Source organism: Chroococcidiopsis sp. (genome assembly GCF_051657925.1).
Classification (GTDB): Bacteria; Cyanobacteriota; Cyanobacteriia; order Cyanobacteriales; family Chroococcidiopsidaceae; genus Chroococcidiopsis.
The window spans coordinates 1-24,255 of sequence record NZ_JBOFLP010000207.1 but is presented as its reverse complement, the minus strand read 5'-3'; the positions used below and the strand labels follow the sequence as shown (position 1 = coordinate 24,255).

The 24,255-nt window shown below is 44.7% G+C and carries 30 protein-coding genes and 1 pseudogene; 17 read left to right on the top strand and 14 right to left on the bottom strand.

Features of this window, described 5'->3' with window-relative positions:
• Nucleotides 1-85 precede the first annotated feature (85 nt).
• Both ACRC32_RS16755 and mltG read left to right on the top strand, forming a co-directional pair.
• Nucleotides 86-664, top strand: a complete 579-nt coding sequence (locus tag ACRC32_RS16755) for a DUF3727 domain-containing protein (protein WP_039715744.1) — start codon at nt 86-88, stop codon at nt 662-664.
• A 52-nt stretch (nt 665-716) separates the two neighbouring features.
• The gene (gene mltG / locus ACRC32_RS16750) at nt 717-1,775 is read left to right on the top strand and encodes an endolytic transglycosylase MltG (protein ID WP_438555033.1); all 1,059 of its coding nucleotides are present in this window, start codon (nt 717-719) and stop codon (nt 1,773-1,775) included.
• Here the strand turns inward: mltG and ACRC32_RS16745 are convergent.
• Nucleotides 1,719-1,922 carry a hypothetical protein gene (locus tag ACRC32_RS16745; protein WP_438555032.1) on the bottom strand — a complete coding sequence of 68 codons (204 nt, stop codon included), beginning with the start codon at nt 1,920-1,922 and terminating at the stop codon, nt 1,719-1,721. The two genes, mltG and ACRC32_RS16745, sit on opposite strands and share 57 nt — an antisense overlap.
• A gap of 293 nt (nt 1,923-2,215) precedes the next feature.
• On the opposite strand from ACRC32_RS16745, the gene ACRC32_RS16740 reads away from it, so the two are divergent.
• The 9 genes from ACRC32_RS16740 (at nt 2,216) to ACRC32_RS16700 (ending at nt 10,015) form a co-directional block, all read left to right on the top strand.
• On the top strand, nt 2,216-3,040 hold the full coding sequence (locus ACRC32_RS16740) for a photosystem II manganese-stabilizing polypeptide (RefSeq protein WP_438555031.1): 825 nt from the start codon (nt 2,216-2,218) through the stop codon (nt 3,038-3,040).
• A 558-nt stretch (nt 3,041-3,598) separates the two neighbouring features.
• Entirely contained in the window at nt 3,599-4,381 is a 783-nt protein-coding gene (locus ACRC32_RS16735; protein ID WP_438555030.1) for an RNA polymerase sigma factor SigF, read from the top strand.
• 6 nt (nt 4,382-4,387) lie between these two features.
• Nucleotides 4,388-4,519, top strand: a complete 132-nt coding sequence (locus ACRC32_RS16730) for a hypothetical protein (RefSeq protein ID WP_438555029.1) — start codon at nt 4,388-4,390, stop codon at nt 4,517-4,519.
• Between the two features lie 61 nt (nt 4,520-4,580).
• Entirely contained in the window at nt 4,581-5,912 is a 1,332-nt protein-coding gene (locus tag ACRC32_RS16725) for a hypothetical protein (RefSeq protein WP_438555028.1), read from the top strand.
• 29 nt (nt 5,913-5,941) lie between these two features.
• Entirely contained in the window at nt 5,942-6,244 is a 303-nt protein-coding gene (locus ACRC32_RS16720; RefSeq protein WP_438555027.1) for an acyltransferase, read from the top strand.
• A gap of 99 nt (nt 6,245-6,343) precedes the next feature.
• Nucleotides 6,344-7,630, top strand: a complete 1,287-nt coding sequence (gene hisS, locus ACRC32_RS16715; RefSeq protein ID WP_438555026.1) for a histidine--tRNA ligase — start codon at nt 6,344-6,346, stop codon at nt 7,628-7,630.
• A gap of 262 nt (nt 7,631-7,892) precedes the next feature.
• Complete coding sequence (locus ACRC32_RS16710) at nt 7,893-8,663, top strand: hypothetical protein (protein WP_438555025.1); 771 nt, start codon at nt 7,893-7,895, stop codon at nt 8,661-8,663.
• Between the two features lie 691 nt (nt 8,664-9,354).
• The gene (locus tag ACRC32_RS16705; protein WP_438555024.1) at nt 9,355-9,846 is read left to right on the top strand and encodes a hypothetical protein; all 492 of its coding nucleotides are present in this window, start codon (nt 9,355-9,357) and stop codon (nt 9,844-9,846) included.
• The gene (locus ACRC32_RS16700) at nt 9,827-10,015 is read left to right on the top strand and encodes a hypothetical protein (RefSeq protein ID WP_438555023.1); all 189 of its coding nucleotides are present in this window, start codon (nt 9,827-9,829) and stop codon (nt 10,013-10,015) included. Before ACRC32_RS16705 ends, ACRC32_RS16700 begins: the two co-directional genes overlap by 20 nt.
• A 52-nt stretch (nt 10,016-10,067) precedes the next feature.
• On the opposite strand, the gene proB is transcribed toward ACRC32_RS16700, so the two are convergent.
• From proB to ACRC32_RS16685, 3 genes are all read right to left on the bottom strand, one after another.
• Nucleotides 10,068-11,183 (bottom strand): glutamate 5-kinase, encoded by a 1,116-nt coding sequence (gene proB / locus ACRC32_RS16695; RefSeq protein WP_438555022.1) that lies wholly within the window; start codon nt 11,181-11,183, stop codon nt 10,068-10,070.
• Between the two features lie 295 nt (nt 11,184-11,478).
• Nucleotides 11,479-12,018: a YqeG family HAD IIIA-type phosphatase gene (locus ACRC32_RS16690; RefSeq protein WP_438555021.1), complete on the bottom strand. Its 540-nt coding sequence runs from the start codon at nt 12,016-12,018 to the stop codon at nt 11,479-11,481.
• Nucleotides 12,019-12,183: 165 nt separating this feature from the next.
• Complete coding sequence (locus ACRC32_RS16685; protein ID WP_438555020.1) at nt 12,184-12,822, bottom strand: phosphoribosylanthranilate isomerase; 639 nt, start codon at nt 12,820-12,822, stop codon at nt 12,184-12,186.
• 124 nt (nt 12,823-12,946) lie between these two features.
• Here ACRC32_RS16685 and psaK (ACRC32_RS16680) point away from each other — a divergent pair, with 124 nt between their 5' ends.
• Nucleotides 12,947-13,225 (top strand): photosystem I reaction center subunit PsaK, encoded by a 279-nt coding sequence (psaK, locus tag ACRC32_RS16680; RefSeq protein WP_015153486.1) that lies wholly within the window; start codon nt 12,947-12,949, stop codon nt 13,223-13,225.
• A 40-nt stretch (nt 13,226-13,265) separates the two neighbouring features.
• Here psaK (ACRC32_RS16680) and ACRC32_RS16675 read toward each other — a convergent pair whose 3' ends face one another.
• Nucleotides 13,266-13,427 carry a hypothetical protein gene (locus tag ACRC32_RS16675; protein WP_438555019.1) on the bottom strand — a complete coding sequence of 54 codons (162 nt, stop codon included), beginning with the start codon at nt 13,425-13,427 and terminating at the stop codon, nt 13,266-13,268.
• A gap of 115 nt (nt 13,428-13,542) precedes the next feature.
• Here ACRC32_RS16675 and psaK (ACRC32_RS16670) point away from each other — a divergent pair, with 115 nt between their 5' ends.
• Together psaK (ACRC32_RS16670) and ACRC32_RS16665 are read left to right on the top strand one after the other, a co-directional pair.
• Nucleotides 13,543-13,833 (top strand): photosystem I reaction center subunit PsaK, encoded by a 291-nt coding sequence (psaK, locus tag ACRC32_RS16670; protein WP_438555018.1) that lies wholly within the window; start codon nt 13,543-13,545, stop codon nt 13,831-13,833.
• Between the two features lie 394 nt (nt 13,834-14,227).
• Nucleotides 14,228-15,424, top strand: coding sequence for a site-2 protease family protein (locus ACRC32_RS16665; RefSeq protein ID WP_438555017.1), 1,197 nt, complete (start codon nt 14,228-14,230; stop codon nt 15,422-15,424).
• 70 nt (nt 15,425-15,494) lie between these two features.
• On the opposite strand, the gene ACRC32_RS16660 is transcribed toward ACRC32_RS16665, so the two are convergent.
• The gene (locus ACRC32_RS16660; protein WP_438555016.1) at nt 15,495-16,220 is read right to left on the bottom strand and encodes a Type 1 glutamine amidotransferase-like domain-containing protein; all 726 of its coding nucleotides are present in this window, start codon (nt 16,218-16,220) and stop codon (nt 15,495-15,497) included.
• A gap of 68 nt (nt 16,221-16,288) precedes the next feature.
• A complete protein-coding gene (locus tag ACRC32_RS16655) occupies nt 16,289-17,080 on the bottom strand; it encodes an IspD/TarI family cytidylyltransferase (protein ID WP_438555015.1) in 792 nt (263 codons plus the stop codon).
• A 201-nt stretch (nt 17,081-17,281) separates the two neighbouring features.
• Here ACRC32_RS16655 and ACRC32_RS16650 point away from each other — a divergent pair, with 201 nt between their 5' ends.
• Nucleotides 17,282-18,244, top strand: coding sequence for a glycosyltransferase family 9 protein (locus ACRC32_RS16650; protein WP_438555014.1), 963 nt, complete (start codon nt 17,282-17,284; stop codon nt 18,242-18,244).
• The gene (locus ACRC32_RS16645; RefSeq protein WP_438555013.1) at nt 18,232-18,456 is read left to right on the top strand and encodes a hypothetical protein; all 225 of its coding nucleotides are present in this window, start codon (nt 18,232-18,234) and stop codon (nt 18,454-18,456) included. Before ACRC32_RS16650 ends, ACRC32_RS16645 begins: the two co-directional genes overlap by 13 nt.
• A gap of 39 nt (nt 18,457-18,495) precedes the next feature.
• Here the strand turns inward: ACRC32_RS16645 and ACRC32_RS16640 are convergent, their stop codons facing one another.
• From ACRC32_RS16640 to ACRC32_RS16625, 4 genes are all read right to left on the bottom strand, one after another.
• Nucleotides 18,496-18,972, bottom strand: a complete 477-nt coding sequence (locus ACRC32_RS16640) for a CRR6 family NdhI maturation factor (protein ID WP_438555034.1) — start codon at nt 18,970-18,972, stop codon at nt 18,496-18,498.
• A gap of 143 nt (nt 18,973-19,115) precedes the next feature.
• Nucleotides 19,116-19,349, bottom strand: a complete 234-nt coding sequence (locus tag ACRC32_RS16635; protein WP_438555012.1) for a hypothetical protein — start codon at nt 19,347-19,349, stop codon at nt 19,116-19,118.
• Nucleotides 19,346-20,515 carry a serine hydrolase gene (locus ACRC32_RS16630; RefSeq protein WP_438555011.1) on the bottom strand — a complete coding sequence of 390 codons (1,170 nt, stop codon included), beginning with the start codon at nt 20,513-20,515 and terminating at the stop codon, nt 19,346-19,348. The genes ACRC32_RS16635 and ACRC32_RS16630 overlap by 4 nt, the downstream gene beginning before the upstream one ends.
• A gap of 347 nt (nt 20,516-20,862) precedes the next feature.
• Nucleotides 20,863-21,681, bottom strand: coding sequence for an RNA methyltransferase (locus ACRC32_RS16625; protein WP_438555010.1), 819 nt, complete (start codon nt 21,679-21,681; stop codon nt 20,863-20,865).
• 38 nt (nt 21,682-21,719) lie between these two features.
• On the opposite strand from ACRC32_RS16625, the gene ACRC32_RS16620 reads away from it, so the two are divergent.
• The gene (locus ACRC32_RS16620) at nt 21,720-21,869 is read left to right on the top strand and encodes a DUF2256 domain-containing protein (protein ID WP_106169315.1); all 150 of its coding nucleotides are present in this window, start codon (nt 21,720-21,722) and stop codon (nt 21,867-21,869) included.
• 310 nt (nt 21,870-22,179) lie between these two features.
• On the opposite strand, the gene ACRC32_RS16615 is transcribed toward ACRC32_RS16620, so the two are convergent.
• The 3 genes and pseudogenes from ACRC32_RS16615 to ACRC32_RS16605 all read right to left on the bottom strand — a co-directional run.
• The gene (locus ACRC32_RS16615; RefSeq protein WP_438555009.1) at nt 22,180-22,572 is read right to left on the bottom strand and encodes a hypothetical protein; all 393 of its coding nucleotides are present in this window, start codon (nt 22,570-22,572) and stop codon (nt 22,180-22,182) included.
• A gap of 131 nt (nt 22,573-22,703) precedes the next feature.
• Nucleotides 22,704-23,783: a hypothetical protein gene (locus ACRC32_RS16610; RefSeq protein WP_438555008.1), complete on the bottom strand. Its 1,080-nt coding sequence runs from the start codon at nt 23,781-23,783 to the stop codon at nt 22,704-22,706.
• A gap of 103 nt (nt 23,784-23,886) precedes the next feature.
• A pseudogene (locus ACRC32_RS16605) lies at nt 23,887-24,255 on the bottom strand (hypothetical protein); the annotation flags it as partial.

The following is a 24,255-nucleotide window of genomic DNA, read 5'->3' as shown; positions in this document are numbered from 1 at the left end:
CAACAACCAACAATTAGCAACTGATGACTCTTCCCATGTCCTCAGCTTTAAGCTAATCTAAAGTTTTCCGTCAGCTATTATGGCTATGTTTTCATCGGCATTTGAAGAAAATAACGAATATTCCAATTCGAGTTCCGTCACGCTCAAAGACGAAGCAGGGCGAAGCTTAGAATGTTACGTAGAGCGATCGCTGTTGGTCGAAGACAAAGAATATCTCTTACTCCTACCCGCAGATGCAGCAGTAGAAATTTTTGCTTGGCAAAGTCATGATAGCGACGAGGAAGAAGCAGTTCCCGTAGAAGATGACGAAACCATCAATAGTATTTTTCCTACTGCTGAAGCCGTTCTCGCCGAGCAAAATCTAGTCCTCAAGCGGACAGCCTATGCTTTAACCGTAGCAGGGGAATTACCCCCAGTGGAAGAATCAGAATTGTTTACGCTGGAAATTGAAGATGATACCAGCGATATAGAACCAGAGCAACTGCAACTGCTAGCTAGTTTCTACCACGAAGACCAAGAGTACTCAGTTTATACGCCCCTCGACCCCTTGTTATTCTTTGCGCGATTGAATAGCTCCGGCAATCCAGAGCTACTGTCTCCAGAAGAGTTTCAAAAGTTACAACCGCTACTAGCAGAGCAGTTGATTGACGAAATGGAAGAATAGCGTAAACTACTGCCTTTAGATAGTAGTTGTCGATACCTATGGGCATATAGTAGTGCAAAAACTATTTAAGTGGCGCATAATTTGGGCTTTAATTCCCTTGACTCTGGGGGTAGGCGCTTGGTCGAGCTGGAATTGGTGGCAGCGCTCCAGCGCCCCGTCTCAACCTTTAGAGACAGCAAATGCTACGCAAGTGCAGTTTCGCGTTCATCCAGGCACGGCTAGCCAGCAAATCGGCAAGCAGCTAGAGGCAGAAGGACTAATTCGCTCTAGTCAAGCATGGAATTTATGGGCAAGGTGGCTGCACTGGCGAAATTCCAATGGGGGATTTCAAGCAGGGACATATCAAATCTCTCCCAGTCAGTCTTTAGAAGAAGTGGCAAATAAGATCTGGCACGGTCAGGTCGTGCAGCAGAGCTTCACGATTCCTGAAGGCTGGTCTTTGCGGCAAATGGCGGCTTACTTTGAACAACAGGGATATTTCCCTGCTAGCGAGTTTCTCAATGCCGCCAGTCAAATTAAGCGCGATCGCTTTTCCTGGTTACCTGCGGATATTCCCCATCTCGAAGGTTACTTATACCCCGACACATACAAGATTGGTAGTGGTTCTGTTACGCCAACTCAGGTGGTGAACCAAATGCTGCAACGCTTCGAGCAAGTTGCCCTACCTTTATACGAACAAGGCAAAGATCGGACTGATTTCGACCTGAAGCAATGGGTGACATTAGCTAGTATTGTCGAAAAAGAAGCTGTTATCCCTCAAGAACGATCGCGAATTGCAGGCGTATTTGTCAAGCGATTGCAAAAAGGTTATACACTAGGCTCCGATCCTACGGTAGAGTATGCCCTCAACCTGCGCCAAACAGCAGACCAGCCCCTTACTTACGCCCAAGTTAATACCCCTTCGCCATACAATACCTATCGCAATCCAGGACTACCACCTACACCCATCGCTAGCCCTGGCATAGCCAGTCTCAAAGCTGCACTCGATCCCGAATCAACGTCCTATCTCTACTTTGTTGCCCGTTACGACGGCTCTCATGTTTTCAGCCGCACCCTAGCGGAACATAACGCCGCTCAAGCCGCCATCCGCAGGCAGCGGCAAAAAGGCTAGACAGTTATCAGTGAAGAATGGGGTGTGGGGTGTAGGGTGTAGGGTGTAGGGTGTGGGGTGTAGTGAGTAGCTAGTGGCTAGAATTGCTCCCGATCTCTCCTCTGCACCTGAAGCTCCTCTGCTCCCTTGTCCCCCTTGTCCCCTCACCCCTCACCCCTCACTCCTCACCCCCTACATAAAGGTCACATCCCCGTGTAAAATTCTGTAATGGGAGCGAGGTTGAATCATCATTCAATGAGCTAAATCCCAAGAGTGAAAAAGTGTTTGAAATGAGTGGGGATCTTACCTGACGAAAAACGCATTATAAGCAATTGTTCGCATTTGTTGCCCGCACAAACAAATGTACTCTTGGTAATGAAAGCTAATATTCGCTTGATTGTCACTTGTCTTCACTAGCATTTTTATTGGTTAGATACAGACTTAAAAATTGAGGTTGATCGATGAAGTATCGCGCGCTAATTGTTGCCTTCCTAGCTTTGTGTCTAGGATTTCTTACTGCCTGTAGCGAACCCTCACAAGTAGCAAGCAGAGAACTACTCACATACGAGCAAATTAGAGGCACTGGTCTAGCTAATAAGTGTCCTCAACTGTCAGAAACATCTCGCGGATCGATCGCGATCGATCCGAATCAATCGTACAGAATGGTAGAGCTGTGCTTAGAGCCAACATCATTCTTTATCAAAGAAGAACCAGTTAATAAGCGTCAAGAAGCAGAATATATTGCTGGAAAACTGTTGACTCGCTACACTTCGACCATCGACCAGGTACAGGGCGATCTTAAAGTCAATCCTGACAAAAGCTTGACTTTCGTTGAAAAAGATGGTCTTGATTTCCAAGCGATTACCGTACAATTACCAGGTGGTGAAAGAGTACCTTTCTTGTTCACAATCAAAGACTTGGTTGCACAAACTCAGCCTGGATTGACCAGTATTAACACTTCCACTGACTTTGAAGGTAAGTTTAACGTCCCCTCTTATCGTACTGCTAACTTCCTCGACCCTAAAGGACGAGGCGTAACCACAGGGTACGACAATGCGGTAGCTCTACCTGCATCAGCAGACAAGCAAGGGTATGCCAATGTCAAGAGTGCGGGTATTGAAAACGGCTCAATTTCTCTCCAAGTTGCTAAAGTTGATAACGCCACAGGAGAGGTAGCTGGTACTTTCGAGAGCATCCAACCTTCTGATACGGACATGGGTGCGAAGGAAGCTTTAGATGTAAAGGTTCGCGGTCTATTCTACGCTCGGATCGAACCACAAGCGTAAATTGTTAGACAATTGAATCGGATGCAAGACCTGTAGGGGCGTACAGCTATTGTGCGCCCCTACAAGCGTATTGTATCGAGCGAGAAGCGTTATGAAAAGCACAAGCAGGTACGTTATCAGTTACTGAACTTATCGGTAACTTACAAGTGTCGATAAAAACTGCATGTTAAAAACTGGTTAAAAACTGTATAGGGGCATTCAGCCCCTTTTTTTGCATATATTGCTAGCTACTTTATGTAGTTTTTTTTAGGAGGTTATCAGTAGAGCAAAAGTTACGTTAAACAAAGATCAGTGGAATTTCGGTAGCTGCGATTATGCAAAAGTTAATACCCTGGATTGTTGTCAACCCCTTATTCGTAATCTATCTAGCGACCTAAAATTAAGCTTTTTTTCGACCGCACAAACAATTTTTCCCTGAATCTCCATTTATGAGTCATTTCAGTTTTTTCTAGCCTTTTCTACAACTTTGCTCCCTTGAGTATTTGTGGCAAAATGCGATGCCGAGCCATAAAACTTGCAGCAGTAGCTTCCGTAATATCGCTTAACAATAAATCAATTATGGTTCTTACTTATACTTTAACGAGTCCCGAACTTAAACGCGAGAGCGCTCAACTGCTACGAGAGTATCAACAGTCTCGCTCCGCAGCGATCCGCAATCAACTGGTGACACTGAATCTAGGATTGGTGAGAAAAGAAGCCCACTTTTGGAGCAATCAATGCACGGAAAGTTATGAAGACTTACTGCAAGTCGGTTGTATGGGATTAATTAGGGCAATTGAAAGATTTGACTTATCTAAAGGTCATGCCTTCAGTTCGTTTGCCATTCCCTACATTCGGGGTGAAATTCAACATTATCTGCGCGATAAAGGGGTATTAGTGCGGATGCCGAGACGCTGGCTTGCACTCCAGCAACAGGCAATGACATTTTCTCAAGAGTGGCGCACGCAACACAATCGCCAGCCCATGGATGCTGAAATCGCCGCCGAGCTGAAAATTTCTATTACGGAATGGCAAGAGATTAAACTAGCATGGACAAATCGCTCCCCTTTAAGCTTGGATACTCCGGTGCAGGATGAAGAAGGAGCAATGTCTCTTGGTGAAATGGTTCCCGATCAACAATATCGTAGCTTTCAACTAGCTCAGGAAGACCAACTGCGCCTACAACAAGCTTTAGTAGAGTTAGAGCAGCGCACTCACGAAGTCTTAAAATTTGTTTTTTTCTATGACTTAACTCAAAAAGAAGTGGCAGAACGGTTAGGTATCAGTGTTGTCACTGTTTCTCGTTGTGTTAAAAAAGGACTTGCTACCTTGAAAAGATCGATGGCAGGCAATGATGAATAATTAGTATTGGTAATACGCTGGTACGTACTGACAGCAAATTGTCTCGCGATCGCCGAGAATAATTCTGAAAAATTTTTAGTTAAATTAAAAACCTGGCTCGAATTTGCTGCCATTGAGATTGAGGCAAATAAACAATAAGGACGTGTTTGGTGTCATTCAACGCACTATCTAAATCATAAATAAAGGGTAAGGAAGGGGTATGCATCGACTTTCAACGACCGCTGTAGCAGGAATGCTAGCTTTGACAATAGCCGGGTGTGGTTCGGGAGGTGAGGAAACCAGTAGTACCAACGTCCAACCAACAGCTGCTACTCAAGCCTCTGATTCTAGCTCAGAGCCGTCTCAGACACAGAGCCAGCCTATTATCGTGGCACAAAAACCAGATAACGCCCAAAAACTAGAGAAAAAACCAGACCAATCGCCGCAGCCAGACCCAAAAGCTAGCCAAAAAACGCCGCCAATAGCTACACCAACAGCTGGATTGATTCAGCCAACTAATTCAGACCGGCGCACTCAACAAGTCCAAAAAGGTCGTCCAGACCCGTTTGCCGAACTGTACGATTCGCAGCCAAAAGTAGCAGCAGCGCCAAAACCCCCGAAACCGCCATCAATTCCTGCTACACCAGTCCTAAAGCCAGCTCCATTACCTCCCCCGATGCCAGTCGCACCGCCACAACCAGATTTAGCTAGGGGTACGACTGTTTTAGGTGTCATTGAAGTCGGCAATCAGTTTCAAGCAATCGTTCAAGTGCCAAATGAGGCAACCAGCCGTTATGTCAGTGAAGGGCAACGGCTAGCTGACGGACAAGTGACCGTGAAAAGAATTGAAATGTACCCAGGCTCCGAGCCAGTGGTAGTTTTAGAACAATTCGGTCAAGAGGTGTCGAGAGTAGTCGGACAAGAACCAGCTCAAGCAAATACTGGCACAACTCCAGGCTCACCCGGGAAAACCTCGTCTTCTATTTCCGTACCATCACTACCATCTAGCGGTGTTATTCCTAGTGCAGGCGGACAGAATGCATTACCTCCATCTCCGCCAACGATGGATAACTCTACACCAAATCAGCCGTTACCAGAAACTCCATCTCCAGAAGAACTGAAAAATCGGTTGAGAACCTCTCCGTTACCAACTGACGATCCAAACGCGCAATCGTCGAGCGAGTCAGTGCCAGCAGTGCAGACAAAAACCTTTTTGCCAACCGTTCAACCTTCGACAGCATTTCCAGAAGAAGCACAGCCTACAGAGCTAAAGAGGGGGGAAAATAGCGAAAAAGTATCCCCACAGCCGGATAATCCCTCAAATACCCCAGCAGCAAAACCGGCTAATGATTCGCTGCCAGGAGTGGAAGGTGACAATATTAGTCAATTGCAATCTTCTACCAAACTGCCATCAGCCCAACAATCCAAGCAGCGCTTGGTAGCTATATTGACTCGATCGCCAACTAATCGCACCACAACAGCGGTACAATCAAACAGCAAGGCGAGAATGTATCGCCAAGAATTGATTAACCGATTGCTGAAAAGCAAATAGCGGCTTGTCTCTCATAGCTCAATGTCAAGATGCAAACACAGCAGGATAGTAAGTTAAGATATGAAATCTGTTTTCCTGGCTTGCCTTTAGCAGTTTACAGGGAAGTTGCTGCCCATTTACGTCAAGTGGAAGGGGTAGAAACAGGTTTGTATCCGGCAACGAACCAGCAGTTTGACTACGATCGAAGTCAAGTGGGCGGATTGTGGATTCAGTACGCTCCTACGGCTAGCTCGGCAAGTCGAGAATTAGTAGACCGGATTTTGGCTTACTATCAACAGCTTTTCCAGCAGGGAGCAGAGAGCAGGGAGCAGGGAGCAGTAAAGAATGGTTAGTGGTTAGCAATCGGTGAAATACTTCCGATTGGCGACTTCCCGCTTCTGACTTCTATCTTCATCCCTTATCCCTTACCCCTTACCCCTTACCCCTTAATTATGGGAGAAATTCAGGCACTACGCGGGACGCGAGACATTCTGCCCGATGAGGTTGTCTTTTGGCAACGGGTAGAGGCAACGGCACGGCATATTTTAAGCAAAGCCGCCTACCGAGAGATTCGTACGCCGATTTTCGAGCAGACGACGTTGTTTGAACGGGGAATTGGTGAAGCTACGGATGTGGTGGGCAAAGAAATGTATACTTTTGTGGATCGGGGCGATCGCTCAATTACCCTGCGTCCAGAAGGTACGGCTGGAGTTGTCCGCGCTCTAATCGAACATGGGCTATACGCTCAAGGCGGCGTGCAGCGTTTGTGGTATACGGGTCCGATGTTTCGCTACGAGCGCCCTCAAGCTGGTAGACAGCGGCAATTTCACCAATTAGGCGTAGAGGTTATCGGTAGTGCCGATCCGAGGGCAGATGCAGAAGTTATTGCGATCGCTACAGAGATTTTACAAAATCTAGGCCTGAAAAACCTGCATCTCGATCTTAATTCAGTAGGGAATAAAGCAGATCGGCACAATTATCGTCAAGCACTGGTAGACTATTTCACGCCCTACAAAGGCGAATTAGACCCAGACTCTCAAGATCGCTTGACCCGCAACCCCTTACGAATTCTAGATAGTAAGGACGAGCGCACTAAAGAGATCGCTCAAAACGCTCCTAGCATTTTAGATTATCTCGGCTCTGAGTCGCAGCAACACTTCGAGCGGGTACAGCAATTACTAAGTGATTTAGGCATTAAATACCAACTCAATCCCAGGTTAGTCAGAGGATTAGACTACTACACCCACACAGCTTTTGAAGTTATCTCCGATGACTTGGGAGCGCAAGCAACAGTGTGTGGTGGCGGGCGTTACGATGGGTTAGTCACAGAATTAGGTGGACCCGATACGCCTGCGGTAGGATGGGCAATTGGTCTAGAACGATTGATTATTTTATTACAACAATTGCAAACGCCCCCAGTTTCGGAATTAGATTTCTACGTAGTTTCACGGGGCGATCGCGCTGAGGCGCAAGCACTGATATTAGCACAGAAATTACGCCAAGCAGGGTTTAGCGTCGAATTAGACCTCAGCGGTAGTGCCTTTAAAAAGCAATTTGCCCGTGCTGATAAAAGCGGCACGGTGGCTTGTCTAATTTTGGGCGATGAGGAGGCAGCAAACCAAACTGTCAAACTCAAGTGGATGGCAACTAAAGAGCAAACTGCGATCGCCCAAACTGAGCTAATGGCGACAACAGATACACTACGAGCGGAAATTCAATCTTTTAGAACCGAACGCTAACCGCCAACAGAACAACTAATCCAGCTCTCTACCGATCGCCAAACGCCGACTACAGCAGAAAGGTTGTGTCAGTTAATGCTGTATAACTTTACACTCTTTTCACTGAACTTTCAAATAACCTTTACATAATCTTAGGTTAAATCTAGGTTAACATTTTTAAAATATTTGATTATGAGGTTTCATAGCTAATTTATGAAACCTCATTGCGTAGTAACAAGCATTTTTCTATTTAAAACATAGAAAATCATTTGGAGAATTTGACGTGATAAAACGCAGTCCAGTGCGGGAAGATTTGCCGCCAACCCTATTATTTGAACTAACACCACAGCACGCATTAAAATTTTTGTTAGGAGCGATCGGCATACTTGCTATTGCTAGCTTGAGCGTACAATTTGGACTTTACTATCTACCAGATTATCCTTCAAAAACTATTTTGTCAGGTTTATTTTTTGTAGATCATGAGTCTAATGTTCCGACAATGTATTCTGTTTTAACTTTACTTTTTTGTTCTATTCTTTTAGAATTTATTGCTAATGCCAAGAAAGCAATTCGAGGAGCATACATTAATTATTGGATGACTTTATCAGTAATATTTCTATTTTTAGCTATTGATGAGTTTGCCAGCCTACATGAAAAATTAATTGAGCCGATACACTCAAAATTAAATACAAGTGGTTTTTTTTACTTTGCCTGGGTTATTCCTGGCGCTGCTTTTACATTCGTTTGCTTGCTTATTTTCACACGATTTCTCGGTCATCTTCCTAACCAAACTCGCCGCTTATTTCTCTTAGCTGGTAGCTTATACGTTGGCGGTACGTTGGGAATGGAGATGATTGGAGGTTACTATTCTAGTCTAATTAACGATCGGAACAATATGATTTATGCTGTTATTGTCACAATCGAAGAAAGCTTAGAAATGTTAGGCGTAGCAGTATTTATTTACTCGTTACTCCACTATATAAGTTACTATATGAAAGGGACAGGCTTACATATAAATATTGTGACATCTGAGAAAAAACGTCGCAGCGCTTAGTTGTTTGTTACACCAAGGCATCGAATAATTTACTTGAAAACGATTATCTGGCTCAACTTAGCGAATTAGAAAGTTGGGCTTTTTTCATGCTGTATTGTTGTCTAATTGCGCTTAAATCAGTTTATTTGTACTACTTACGGGTCTTGCGAGCGATCGCATTCAAGTCTTAAAACTAATAATGAATTATTTCTTGCCTTTGCTAGGTATATTTTCTTAAAAAATTATAAATTTGTGGTTCATTAACTTTACTTTTAGTTAACCATCTGTTAACTAAAAAATAGATTTTTAATAAATGATGATATTAGGCAGAGCTAGCCGTCTTTTGCCTTGGAGATTGACCTGGATGTGGGGAAGAATCAATGACTAGAGATGTAGAGCTAAAACCATCGCTGGCAAAGCCTTTGGAACAGTATTTAGTTGAGTCTGGAATTATCAACTCAGCTCAATTATAAACTGCGCTTGAAGAGCAACACCAGACAGAAAAATGTATAGGAGAAATTTTATCAGCCGGAGGTTGGGTAAAACAGGAAACTATTGAATATGTGATGAAAAAATTGTATTACCAGAGCGCGAGATAGGGGAGCAGAAATTCCTGGACGAAACGTTATTCCAACCGAACAATCGATTTGCTACTAGTCCGAATATCTATCTTTCCCCTCAAAAGATCGTTCGATTTTTGCTCATCTCGGTATTGAGCGTAATTTTTGTCTGTGTTTTAGTTCAAGTTAGTACTTACCTTGTACCTGACTATCTGTTACAGGATACTTTAGTCTCTCTATTTAATATAGATGGCGAACAAACCGTCCCTGCATTCTTTTCGTGGTCGCTCTTGCTATTTTGTGCTTTACTGTTAGGGGCGATCGCATATAGTAAAAAAGCCAATCGAGAACCCTACGCTTCTCACTGGACAGCACTAGCAATTATTTTTTTCTATTTGTATATAGATGAGGCAATTGGAATTCACGAAAGAATCGGTTGGATTGTTACGGATAAATTCCATCCAAGCGGTTTTTTCTATTTCGCCTGGACAATACCTGGCAGCATTCTTACGATTATCTGCTTTCTGGCATTTCTGCGCTTCATTAATTCTCTTCTTCCTAAGATCGAGTATCTATCTTTTGTTATCTGGAGGCATTTACGTTGGCGGAGCCTTATTGGTAGAAATGTTCAACGGATACTATAAGTCTTTGTATGGCGATCGCCCGATGTATTATGCTCCGATCGCTGTAGAAGAAGGCATGGAAATGCTAGGAATTGTTACTTTTATCTATGGACTAATGACATATATTAGTTCATCTATGAAAGGGATACATCTTTTAGTTAGTATTCCAGCTCGGAAAGTCAAACATTAAAGTTCGTAAGAGCAGTTTTTGAGAAAATACCTATCTGTTTCAATTCCTCAGATTAAATCAAAACTAGATTATCGCGGTGAATTACGTTTGCTGCACCAGCATAGCCTAAAATTGTGGCAATTTCTTTCGAGTGTCGCCCGCGAATATTTTGCAGTTCGCTACTGCTATAGTTGACAATGCCTCTAGCAACTTCTTTGCCAAAGCGATCGCAAATTTGAACTGCATCTTGACTGTCAAATTCGCCTTCGATGGTAGTAATGCCAGCCGCTAGTAAAGATTTTCCTTGCAGGCAAATTGCCTTGACCGCACCGTCATCTAAGTAAAGCTTGCCCGTAGGAATTAAACCATAAGCAATCCAGCGTTTACGAGCGTTAGTCGGTTGAAGTTGAGGCGCAAACTGAGTTCCTAAAGGCTCTCCCTGAATAATTTTTTCAATATTATGTGGGAACCGCCCTTCAGTAATGACAGTACGGACACCAGCCGCAGTAGCAATTCGTGCCGCTGCAATCTTCGTCACCATGCCACCCGTTCCCCATTGGGAACCAGGAGAACCTACTTGTACTTGTAATTGGGCTAGTTGTTCCATGTGCGTTACCAACGCAATTGGCTGAGCATCGGGAAACGATCGCGGATCGGCAGAATAGAGACGGTCTACATCTGTCAGTAAAAATAGCCAATCTGCCTCAACCAAACTGGCAACTAGGGCAGAGAGAGTATCGTTGTCGCCAAATTTCAGTTCTTGGACTGCTACCGTGTCATTCTCATTGACGATAGGAATCACGCCAATTTCCAACAAGGCTTGAAACGTGTTGTATGCATTGACATAGCGACTGCGTTCTCCAACATCGCTACGGGTCAGCAGCACTTGAGCGATTGGCTGTTGCAGAGTTGTAAAAAAATCATCGTATACGCGCATCAACCGTCCCTGTCCGACAGCCGCTACTGCCTGTTTCATTGCCATCGTGCGGGGGCGCTCTGTCAGCCCCAATCGAGCGCAACCGACCCCTACAGCTCCAGAAGACACTAAAATCACCCGATGCCCCTGACGACGGAGATGAGATAGCGTTTCTGCTAAAGTCGCGATCGTGGAAAGAGCTAGTAAACCTGTCTGCGATTGCGTCAGACTAGAAGTGCCAATTTTGACAACAATGGTTTGAGTTTGCAACATCTTTAAAGGGCAGGGGGAGAAGAGAGCTGAGGGAGCGCAAGGTTGCTGAGGAGAAATTACTGGTCACTGGTCACTGGTCACTGTTTCCTGCTCCCTGCTCCCTAACAACTAAACAATCATAAAGCACCAGTCCTTCTAGAGAAGAAGGCTGGCGCTTCATGGGGTTATGACTGATGATTTATGGCTGGGGTCTTTATAAGCGCGACCCCTTATTAACTTTTAGTATAATCTCAGACATTTTGCTCAGCTCCACTCTCTTTAATAATTTCTTAATGTTTGTTTTTTCAAAGATTTATTATCTCTTGTTAATTTTTGTTTGCTTGGGGACGAGGGAGGCTCCAAGAGCTTGAGAGACTAGGACTTCCAAGCTGCGGATGGGATAAGCACGGACGGCTTCACCAGGATCGACATACGGTTCGACCAAAATGGTGAACATACCTAAGCGATTGCCAGCGATGACATCAGTAAAGAGGCGATCGCCTACCATTGCTACCTGTTCCGCTGGTAAATTCATTGCCTCTACCGCCAGCCTTAGCTTTCGTCGAGAGGGTTTGACAGCGCCGAGAATGTAAGGCAGATCCAAAGACCTAGCAATACCACCAATGCGAGTATCGCTGAGGTTATTACTTACCAACCACAGCTTGACAAATTGTCTGGTTTGTGAAACCCACGCTTGCAGAGCAGCTGACGCTGTTGTAGCTTTGATTGGTACTAAGGTTTCATCCACATCTAACACTAAGCCTTTGAGGTGGTATTGCTGAATCATTTCTGGGGTCAAATTCAGCACAGATCCTTCTAGGATTAAATCGGGTTGTAGTAGTTCGTTCCAAGACATGAAGATGAGCTAGGGGTAGGAAAGGGTTAGGGGTGAAAGACGTTAATTGTCAGTAGCTAATTGTCAACTGGAGAACCGAACTATCAACCATCAACTATTAACACTCCCATCATTTTCTCATCAGCTATTAACTAATAACAGCTGAGAGCGAAATCCAAATGACAGTTAATCAGCGATCGCTAAGCGCAGTTGCTCGAACAGTCGGGCAACCTTATCTAAATCTTTATCTCCTGGGGAATGTTCTACTCCGCTGGATAAGTCGATGCCATGAGGATGAAGTTGAGTTAAAGCAGCCAGAATATTATCTGGTGTGAGTCCGGCGGAGAGAAACCAAGGGCAACTAGGTTGAAATTGTTGTAAGGCATTCCAATCTAGCGTTTTTCCCGTACCACCTAATTGTTGAGGATGGTAAGCATCTAGCAGGAGAGCATCTACATAAGTGGTATAAATAGCTGCTTGCTCTAGTGCTTCTGGATTTTTAACTCTTAATGCTTTGACGATCTCTACATCGGGCAGCAAAGATCTTAACTGATGGCAAAAGGCGGGTGATTCGTCTCCGTGTAACTGTACCCCTGTCAATTTCGTGGCTGCGACGATTTGGCTAATGTCTTTTAGGGTGGTGTTGGCAAAAACACCAATCCGGTCTACCGTAGCTGGTAGCTGCGCGATCGTGGCTCGAATTTGAGTGGGGTTGACATAGCGAGGCGTGTTGGGAACGCAGATAAACCCTAGAGCAGTTGCGCCAAGAGAGGCGATCGCTTTTCCCTGTTCTGGTTTCGTAATGCCGCAAATTTTGATTCGCATACAAGCCAAGTTTGTGTAGAAAAATAAAGCTAATGTTAACTATTAAAACAAATACTATCTCCTGGCAAAACAATTTTGATAATCCTGAAATTGCGCTCCATAGTTCGATGTAGGAGAAAAAACCTTGATTAATACAATTTTACTAGCTGCAACACAACCAACAGTTCCCAACACTATCAGCTGGAGTCCGCAAGTAGCACTGATTATCAGTGCTAGCTCCTTATTAATACTGCTAATCGCTAGCCGCAGTATCAAATATCCTCAAGTCGGCGCTAAGTTACCCGTAAACTTACCAGTATTGGGCAGTCCCAGCGTTGGTACATTTGTAGCATCAATGGCATTTGGTCACGTCGTCGGAGCAGGAATCGTCCTCGGACTGTCCAACCTCGGTTGGCTGAGCTAAATTTTTGTAGGAATTCGGGAGTCAAGTAAGTGGCTAGTGGCTAGTAAATAGGGTGTGGGGTGTAGGGTGTGGGGTGTAGGGTGTGGGGTGTAGGGTGTGGGGTGTAGGGTGTGGGGTGTGGGGAAAATTCGGGGATCGCGGAATTCGGAATTAAATTCTCCCTAGTCTCCTTTGCACCTGAAGCCCCTCTGCCCCTCTGCACCTGAAGCTCCCTCCTCCCTGCTCCCTGACATTAACTCCTAAGATAGATAACATTTCTTGGCAAAGTCACTTTGATAGAGTGTAGCCAAGAGCTGTTGATTTTAGGAGTTAAAGCTTTGTTGGAATCACTCTTACTAACACTAGCCGAAGTTCAACCAACTGTTCCCGATACACTCAAGTGGAGTTGGACGGGATCGGCGGTGATTATAGGTACTTGTTTGATTTGTCTGTTCATTATTCCTCGCACGATCCGCTATCCCCATGTGGGAACTAAGTTTCCCTTGGGACCATTTGCCGGAATTTTTAATAATCCCAGTATTGGTTCCTTCCTTGCTGCTATGAGTGCAGGGCATGTGATTGCGATTCCGGCAGTGCTAGGGTTGAATAATTTGGGTATTCTCAAGTAACTCAACTGATACGGTTATCCGTAACGAGAAGCAATATAATCATTTTCAATGAGATATAGCACGCAGATTCTGTAGGAACGCATGGCTGTGCGTTCCTGCTAGCGTGCATGTACATCAGAATTGTCATATTAAGAATAAATTTTGTGATGTCGTCTGCACACAGATGCATAAGAAGCTTCGCAGCTTGCAGTTTTAAGTAGCGATCGCAGTTTGCTTGTACGGTTAGCGCGAATTCAATTAAACCTAGTGCGATCGCCAAATCTTTTATCCTAGAAAATATAGGGGCTAGCTAAGATTTGTAATTTTTTAGATGGCATCGCAATCCGGCAATCGAATCTTATTTAAGCCATAACCTATAGTTCAGATGGATAGAAATTTGGTTTAGGAAAATCCCATGCAAACAGGTTGGCGAATTGGAGCTTTATGGGGCATTCCACTATTTTTAGACCCCTTGTGGTTTGTTATTTTAACTTTTGTTGCCCTCAATTTTGGGTTGAGTTATTCACCTTGGGGAAATATCTTAGCTGGAAGTGCGGGTTTAACGATTGCACTGCTGTTATTTGGTTCGGTCTTGCTGCACGAACTCGGTCATAGCTTAGTGGCGCGATCGCAAGGAATTAAGGTTAATTCTATTACTCTATTCCTTTTTGGTGGAATTGCTTCGATTGAAGAAGAATCGAAAACTCCAGGCGAAGCATTACAAGTGGCGATCGCCGGACCTTTAGTGAGTATTGGTTTGTTTGGTATTCTTGCTCTTATCACCTTGGTTTTGCCTGCATCGAGTTTGGCTAATGTCATGGTGACAGACTTAGCCAGAGTGAATTTAATTTTGGCACTGTTTAATTTAATTCCTGGCTTACCTTTAGATGGAGGACAGGTATTAAAAGCAGCAGTGTGGAAAGTCACGGGCAACCGTTTTCAAGCCGTGCGTTGGGCGGCGAGAACCGGACAATTTTTGGGTTGGTCGGCGATCGCGACTGGTGCGGCGATAGAATTCTTTACGGGTGAATTGGTCAGCGGTCTGTGGTTGGTGCTGCTGGGATGGTTTGGTATTCGCCATGCTAGTGCGTACGAGCGCATCACGAAATTACAAGAAGCCTTGCTGCAACTGCACGCTACCGATGCTATGTCCCGCGATTTTCGCGTCGTAGATGCCGATATGACCTTGCGGGCTTTTGCCGACCTTTATCTGCTCGAAACATCCGCCCCACAAACCTATTTTGCTGCATCTGATGGGCGTTATCGGGGGATGGTATCGATTGACGATTTGCGCCTTGTCGAACGCAGTCAGTGGGAAACGCAAACTTTACACAGCATCGTTCATCCCCTCACTGAAATCCCCCACGTTGAGGAATCGACATCTTTAGTCGAAGTCATCAACCAGATGGAAAGCCACCAACTACCCCGTCTAACCGTACTTTCTCCAGCTGGAGCAATAGCGGGAATGATAGACCGAGGCGATATCATCAAAGCGATCGCGCCTAAACTTAACCTACGAATTTCCGAAGTGGAAATCAAGCGGATTAAGGAAGAAGGTAGCTATCCATCGGGGTTGCAATTAGGGTTGGTAGCAAAGTCTACTAAAGTGTAGCGATCGCATATTCTAAGAGAGGGGAATATGGCAGCAACCGCTACTGATGACAGAATGGGCAAAGTTACAACTATCGTTTATCCTTGCCTAAGTAGATTGGTTCTAAAACTGTTTCTGTAACCGTTCCATCTAGCTTGTCTAATTGATACGCCTTCGCCAAAGGGCGAGAACTAACAAATTTCTCTAGTTTGTTATCAACAAAGTGTAAGCCAACACCATCATCAGCAGCATATCCAGGCTTAATTAATCCTTGAGATAATAACCGATGGTAAGCTGGTCTTCTTTCCGGTTCGCCATCGTAATGAGGACAGTTGCTACTTTTGACTAAGCCAAGACATTGTAAAACAGTCAATTGCCCGGGAATAGAATCAGTTACTCCCTGTTCAAACCAACAAATAGAACCTGCACTTAAACCAGCAAGGATAACGCCATTTTCCCAAGCGGCTTGAAGAATTTTATCTAGCCCCCACTCTTGCCAAAGAGCAATTAAGCTTTTCGTATTTCCGCCACCTACATAAATGATGTCTTGGTTGAGAATAAAAGATTTGAGATCGGCTGTATGTGGAAGGAATAAAGATAGATGAGAAGGCTGACAGGGCAAATTAATGTACGTTGAATAGAATCGAACAATATATTTATCAGAATCACCGCTAGCGGTGGGAAGAAAACAAACTTTGGGTTTTTCCTTCTTTGATAGTCCCAGAATGTATCTATCCAGTAGAAGATTTTCTGGTTCCATAGAAAAACCGCCGCCACCCATAGCAAAGATTTGTCTAGAAACCGAATTAAAAGCCATTTTTCAATTGTCAGTTATTAGTAAAAAAGCAAGCAGGAAGTAGGAAGCAGAGAGGAGTGACTTACGATTTACGACTTATTTCCAAGTCTTTGCTGTAATATAAACTCTGCGATCGCCAAATCCATTGGTGTCGTCAATTTTAAATTTGTTTCTTCGCCCTCAACAATTTGTACGGGTAAGCCACACTTTTCAAACAAAGCTGCATCGTCCGTAACCTCCCAGCCTTGCTCTAAACCTTTTGCGTGACACTGCTTCAATAATTGCACGTCAAAAGCCTGTGGAGTTTGCGCCGCCCAAAGCTGGCTGCGGTCTGGTGTATCTTGAATCAATCCAGCATCATCTACTACTTTAATCGTGTCTTTGACTGGGATTGCGGCAATTAAACCGTTAATTGGGGAGTCGGGAGTCGGGAGTCGGGAGTCGGGTGGTGCGTGCTTTAATTCCAAATTCTGTAGCTTGCTTCCCCGCAGGGGTATTCCGAATCCCGAATTCTCCCGAATCGCTACCGCACAGCGATCGAATAATTCTGGTGTAGCGAGACATCTTGCGCCGTCATGAATGAGGACTTGTTTAGCGTCCGCTGGCAAAGCCTGCAAGCCGTTGTAAACGGACTCTTGGCGGGTATTCCCCCCTTGAATTAACTGTACGAGTTTAGTTAAGCATAAATCCCCCAGAATTTCCTTCAAATCTATCCAATCGGCAGGTTGGGAAATAATGCCGATCCAACTAATTTCATGAGATGCTTCGGCTGCGCGTAGCGTCCAAGCAATTAAAGGTTGCGATCGCAGCGTCAATAGCAGCTTATTGCGATCGCTACCCATTCTTCGTCCCATTCCGGCGGCTGGAATTAATAAATACACAGTTTCTTAAGAAAGTGGCGAGTGGTGAGTGGTGAGTGATGCGTGGTAATTATCAAGAGGCAAATAGTAGTAGTTTAATTCTTCCCTGCTCCCTGCTCCCTACTCCCTGCTCCCTAATAACTAGAAAAATGTACATTTTTATCGTTTCGCATAAGTATATGTTCCCCTAAAATAAGAGCGAGTAAGCGTAGAACAGTAAATATGCGAATAGTAGCCCTAGTCCCTGGCGGGATTGGCGACCAAATTCTATTCTTTCCCACCCTGGACGATCTGAAGCGAAATTATCCCGACGCTGAAATCGATGTGGTGGCAGAGCCTGGCTCTTTGGGAGCATACCGAATCTGTAAGTCGGTGTCCAACGTGCTAAAGTTCGACTTCAAAGACCGTAACAGTTTGACAGAATGGGTCGATCTAATCGGTAATATCCGCGATCGCGAATACGATATCGCGATTTGTGCCGGACAGCGCCCTTTTGTAGGTATGGCGCTCTGGTTGAGTGGCGTTGCAGTGCGAGTCAGCTACCAGGGGGGAGGAAATCTGTTTCTGACAAACTCCGTCCCCCTAAAAACCGAGCAGTACGTCGCGGCAATATATCACGATCTGCTCAAAGGATTAGGAATTTCCACCCTCTGTCCTGATTTAACGATTAACGTCCCTAAATCAGACCTAGAATGGGCAGACAAAGAGCAGCAACGACTGGGAATCAAAGATAGCGGTTACATATTAATTCACGGAGGCTCTAGCCAACTTGCGGCTGTGAAAACCAGCATCCAAACCTACCCAGTTCAAAGTTGGCGACAAGTGATTCAAAATTTGCAACAGCGTCAGCCAGATCTACCAATTGCGATCCTAGTGCAAACAGCAGAGGACGAGCAGTTGGTGCGATCGCTACAGGAAGCATTTCCCGATCTGAAGGTGACCAATCCTCCAGATATTGGGAAAACAGCAGCGATTGTTGCTGCTGCCAATTTATTGCTATGTACTGACAGTGCGCCCATGCATCTAGCAGTAGCAGTGCAAACCTATACGATTGCGTTGTTTGGAGCTACAGATCCCAAGAAGTTAATCCCACCGAGCGATCGCTTTATCGCCATCAAATCTCCTACAGGCAAACTCTCAGACATCGCACCGCAAACTGTTTTAGAACGGGTTTGGGGCGGCTGATTTGGGCAGGAGCAGGGAGACAAGGGGAACAAGGGAGACAAGGGAGACAAGGGAGACAAGTGGCAAGTCGCAATTCAAAATTTCCTGACTCCTGTACGGGCGGGTTCACCTATACTCTCTGTTTAGTACGGAGTTTTTTGGTAAACCCGCACGGACAGTTTGCTCAACGGGGGGAACCCCCGCACGCAACTGTCCTCCCCTACGACTTCTGACTCCTTACAAATGACCAATGACAAATGACGAATGACGATTCATAACATTCCAAACAAATCATCTTCTAAGTCATAGCCTAGCATTTGACCCATAGATTTCAGCCTTGCCGTGCTGGGAATACCCATTTGTTGTAACCAGTCATGCAGAACGAAAACTTTTTGCATGAGGAAAATTTCTAGGGCTTCGGGATTAAATTGAATTCCTTCTTGGCGATGGAACTGATGGGGAACCAGCATGGCAGTGTAGCGGGACAGCTCGCCTGCCTTCCAATCTAAGAGAAAAGGTAGCCAGGGATAGCGACTGTCAAGGCGAATAAACCACATCCGTACTTCGGGAATTTCAGACAGTTCCCGTGGATCGTCTGAGGGACGAGGATAATCGATCTCGAAGCGAAGTTGCTGCTCGTAAGTAGAGATCGCCGATTTTTCTTGCGATATATTTTCGATCGTCTTGGCAGCTGGCAATACATCTAAGCTACTGAAGTTGTCAGCCTTGAGAGAAATAGTGATAGTCATGGCGAAGTCAAAAGTCAAAAATCAGGAGTCGTAGGGGCGGGTTTTGAGGGCAGATTTATTGCCGAAGTCGCGAATCTTGGGCTAAACCCGCCCGTACAGGGATCGGAAGGAAGGATTTGTAGGGGCGGGTTTTGAGGGCAGATTTATTGCCGAAGTCGCGAATCTTGGGCTAAACCCGCCCGTACAGAAGTCAGAAACCGGATAGAGCGCTGCAAAGAATCTAAAGATGCTTTACAACGTTTGCGAATGACATTCGCGCTGTTGATAATTTTTGCCTTGTGCCAGCAGTTTACGACCTTCATTCTCTCAAAATAGCGATCGCCTGCCGTAACAATTTTGGTGAATGTTAGATATACCTGCAACAACCAACCGCTCACTTACTAAACTCCTGGTAAGCAGCACGCGAGACTTGCCGGATCAATTCTTTTGCCTGAGCGTTATTGTGGGGGCGCTTGACCATAGCAACGGCAATATAGCGTTTACCGCTGGGCAGATCGACTAAACCGACATCCCCTACCATTGAACCAATATCTCCGGTTTTGTGAGCAATTGTTGCCCCTGGTCCCAATCCTTTTGGTAATAGCGTGGCTGTATGCGTGCGGCGCATGATATTGAGTAGGCGATCGTGCGATTTGACGGAAATTAGATCTCCTTTTTGCACTGCTACCATTAATTGAGCTAACTCTTTAGGGCTGGTCGTATTTGTTCCTGCCAAATCTGGTAGCAAGTTCCGCAATTCTGTTACGGTCAAACCCCAGTTTCTGAACCGCTGATTCAAAGCTGCGATGCCACCCAAACGCTCTATCAGTAAATTAGTTGCCGTGTTATCGCTAACAATAATCATCTGAGTTGCCGTTTCCAAAGCAGTAAACTGACTACCCAACGGCTTGTATTGAAAGCCTCCCGCACCACCACCAACTAATTCTTTTTTTAAAGTTAACTTCTCGTCTAATCGAATCTTTCCCGCGTCTACATCTTGAAAAAAAGCAACCAAGATGGGAAATTTGATCGTACTTGCAGCTGCAAAAGTTGTATCTCCATTCCAATCTAGATAAGCCCCTGTCTCGGGATCGATAAAAAACATCCCAGGAAACAATTTAGTGTTGTTCGTTGCCAACTGTTGCATCAGCGTTTTCAGTGCCGTAATTTCTTGGGTTGGCTGGAGTGGTGCAGCATGGGCAACAATTTCTCTGGCTTGTAGCTGCGGCATAACTTCCATTGCCGTAATTGGTATTTCTTCAGAAGTGATGCGCGTGGTGGGATCTAAAGCCGATAGCACCGTACCCGCGATCGCGCTGATGCCAATTCCCAGAATTAACAACCGCAAGGCGTATACAATCAATTTATTCTGGCGCTGCGGGTGTTGTCTTTGCTTACTCTGTTTTCTGGTTGGTGCTGGCAGTGTTTCTTCCGTGACTCTTCTGCTACCATTAGCCCCAGAGGAAGCCACTGTTTGGCTGCGGTTTTTCCTGTCACTGTTTCTAGGTTCTGAAGGGAGTAGACGACTCTCTTGTGGTGAGAAACGCCCACGCGGATTGTGCATCTTAGCCTGTTCGCGCTGTTGCGAACTACTGAGACCTTTTTTATGCCCAGCGTTTGACCGCTTACCTGAATTTGACGACCCGCTTTCTAATACCATTGACTTACAGAAGACAACAAGGGCGAACTGGACTTGAACAATAACCTACCACTGCTTGCATGAGTTGTAAAAGCAAGTAGTATTGGGTCAAAGTTTATCTCAACCAATTTGGAATGGCGATAAAGCTTCAGGTGAAATATAGCCTATAAAAGCAATAAATTGGAAAAATACAGAGATAAGCTGAACAAATCTCCGACTAGGTGCATTTCACGCCTCAAAAAAAGGTAAGGGAGAAGCCGCAAAACCGATCGCTAATCACCGATCGCTTCCGAATTCCGACTTCCGAATTCCGACTTCCTCATAGCCCACTCCATCTGAGTTAATATCCCCCGCAACATTGCTACTTCAGTATTTTCTAACTGAGTCCGGTTAAAGAGTTGACGAAACTTTTCCATGCGGCTAGTAGCAGTATGGGGGTAAAGATAGCCAATTTTGAGTAGTAGCGCTTCGAGTTGTTGGTAAAACCCTTCTAATGCTTCTACAGAGGCGTAGTCAACTGCGATCGCACTCTTTTCATCGTCAACTCCCAATTGGCTGTATTTCGCCAGTTCGTAACAGCAGATCGCCACTGCCTGAGCTAGATTCAATGAAGGATAGGCAGGGTTGGAGGGAATGCGGATAAAGCGCTGAGCGTAGTACATTTCCTCATTACTCAATCCTCGCGACTCGGGACCAAAGATCAAGGCTGTTGCTTGTTCTGAAGTTGAAATTAACCAAGGTAAAGCATCTTGAGGCTGCTCTAATTGAATGTCTAAGGTGCGAGGACGAGCAGTCGTAGCGATCGCCCTAGTACACCCCAGCAAGGCTGCTGGTAGCGTTTCTACAACTTGGGCTGCTTGCAAGATATCGAAGGCATGAACTGCCATTTGTTGGGCTTCTAGCGACAGCGGATCGCACTGGGGATTGACTAACACCAACTGCCGCAAACCCATGTTTTTCATCACGCGGGCGATCGCTCCCACATTCAGCGAACCTGCTGGTTCCACCAGCACGATTCTTACCGCTGCCAAGGGGTAGCCGGGGGCTGCAAGCCCATTTTTACTATATGAGGGGGAAGTAGGCTCATTCACAATTCCGTAAAATTTAGTTACTCTCTCAACAACTGTATATGGCACGCACTCGATCTAAATCTGACCTACCAACAAAAATTTGTCCAGTGTGTCAACGCCCCTTCACCTGGCGGAAAAAATGGGCAGACTGTTGGGATGATGTGAAATATTGTTCCGAACGCTGTCGCCGTCGCCGATCTTCAGTGTAGAGACGTTACATGTAATGTCTCTCTACGGCGATCGTTCAATCAACAATAAAAAACCGCCAGGAGATGGCGGTTGTTGAGCAATCGGAGGGTTCTCAACAGCTTACCGATTCAGATTGTAGAGATTTGTAATGTTGTTTACACCTAATATGATTTCAGTCCTTAGATTTACCGTCAAATGTCAATATTTAATGGTTTTTTAATTAAGTGACATGAAGCAATTTGGCAGTTTTCTAGATTTGGCAGTACCGCTAGTAGAATCAGCTGCTGGAAACCGAATCGAGTTCAAGAACAGCGATTCCAAGTATTCTATTTAACTCTTTTCTTGAGAAAATTTTCCTAAATGCACTTCCTGGCTGAGAAAATGCCGATTGCTATTGAGTCGATTCCTTTGTTTGGCGATCGCAATCTGTGCTGTCGCCTGTCGTGCCAACATGTCATATAAGTTCTTCCCATGATGCTTGTTGGTTGACTGCGTGGACATTCGGTGTTCTGGTGTATGGGAGTCAATCCAGTCACGTTGTGCTTTCGCTTCCTGTTCCACTCTTGTAAGATACTGTTCGTCGCCCAGATCGCTGGCACAGTGCATGGCGGCTGTTAGCGCGTGATAAGCCGCTTCATAATGATTGCTCGTTAAAGCTTGGTTGCTGAGCGCCATTAAGCTTTCGTAGATTTCATCAATTTCTCTAGATTGTCGATCTTGCATCTGTTGTTTCCACTTCCATGCAGGCTAAGCTGGTATGTCCGACTACCTGTAGCCGATCGCGCTTATCTCACTAAAATGATAGCTTGTTGCTTACACTTGAGCAATCAACTTGAGCTTGTAAAAGGATGCACTTACTTGTTTTTCTGGGCGTTCTTAGCTTGCTCCAAAGCAATTTCTTTAACCGTTTGATAAGAATTTACATTTGCTGCCCCTTCAATAGCTTTCACAGCTAAGTCTTGTACTTGTTTGGAAGTTGCCTCTAATTGTTTAGCAAGGCTTTGAATCCGCGCTTCTTGATTTTGAATAAGTTGTTCTAAAGATTGGACGCGCTGTTCGTAAAATCGCTTTTGTCCTTCGACTTCTTTAGCATATAAATCCGCTTTAATCTTTGCCTGATAGTGAGCGATGCCTTTTCCTTCTTCTGTTGCCTTTTTCAGTGCCACTTCTTTTTCTTTAGGAAAGATTTCTACTTTAGCTTTTGCTTCTGCAAACTGCTTTTCGCGTTCCGCGATTGCTTTTTCTTTTTCCATCCATTGTTTCTCTTGGATTTGCTGAAACTCCTCTAATTCGCGATAAATATTTTTCTGAGTTTGTTCGTATTCTTCTACCGCTAATTTACGCTGCAATTCTAAATTGTATTTATACTCCGCAGTCTCTCTTTGACGAGTTTTTGCTTGAGTTTCATTTCGTTCTTTAATCTGAACTTTATATTCTTCTTGCTCTTTATTCCATGCTTTAACCTTTGTTTCTACTTCCTGCTCTAAAGTTTCTCGTCTCTGACTAAACTCCTCGCTAAAAGTTTTTGAATTGTCTTCATAACTCTGAATCAAGCTATCTAAAGTTGTGTCATCAATCTTTTTTAGACTATGTAAAATTTGTAATTGTTCTGTCTCAGTTGCCACATTACGACGAATCTCTTGTAATTTGGAAGCTTCTGTAGTAAGCTGCTCCGATAATTCGCTGACAGCACTACCAACTCCTAGCTGAATTTTGCCTAAGTTATCAATAATAGAATTCATTCTTTGTTGCACTGTTGCAGATTGATTCATAGCTAGTTTTGGCTCGGATATTGGTTTTGCTTGAACTATGAGAGTTTCCTTAGCTAATTTATCGAGTTGAGATTTCAGGATGGTTTTTTCTTTCGACATCTCCTCATAAGCCGCTAGGATCTCAGCTTTCGTACTCTTTTCACTTAGTTTTCTTGCTACCATAAATAATTTCCTTTTCAGTTGTCAGTTATCAGGGAGCAGGGAGCAGGGTAAGAAAGAGGGTTCCTGACTTGTAACTTGTCTCCCTTATCTCTTCATTCTTCCCCTAACCTCTAGCTCCATTTTGAAAGGCTCTCAATGCTAATTCTTGAGCTTGTTGCTGTGCGGCTTGCATTTGCGCCGTTAGGTTTTCAATTTGCTCTATTTGTTTAGTAATAACTTGCTCTAAAGACTGCACTTGTAATTCGTAACTCTGTTTTGCTGCTTGCCATTCTTTCTCAAATAAATCGGCTTTCACTTTTGCATCCTGGTTAACATCTTTAATCGCTTCTTCCCTCGTTTTTTTAACTGTCTCTTCTAATTCCGCTGGGAAAGCAGCGATTTGCTTTTGATATTCTAGTAGCAGTGACTGTTGTTCGGTTAAAACTTTTTCTCGTTCTGCCCAATCTTTTTCTTTAGCTTGCGTTGCTTCTTG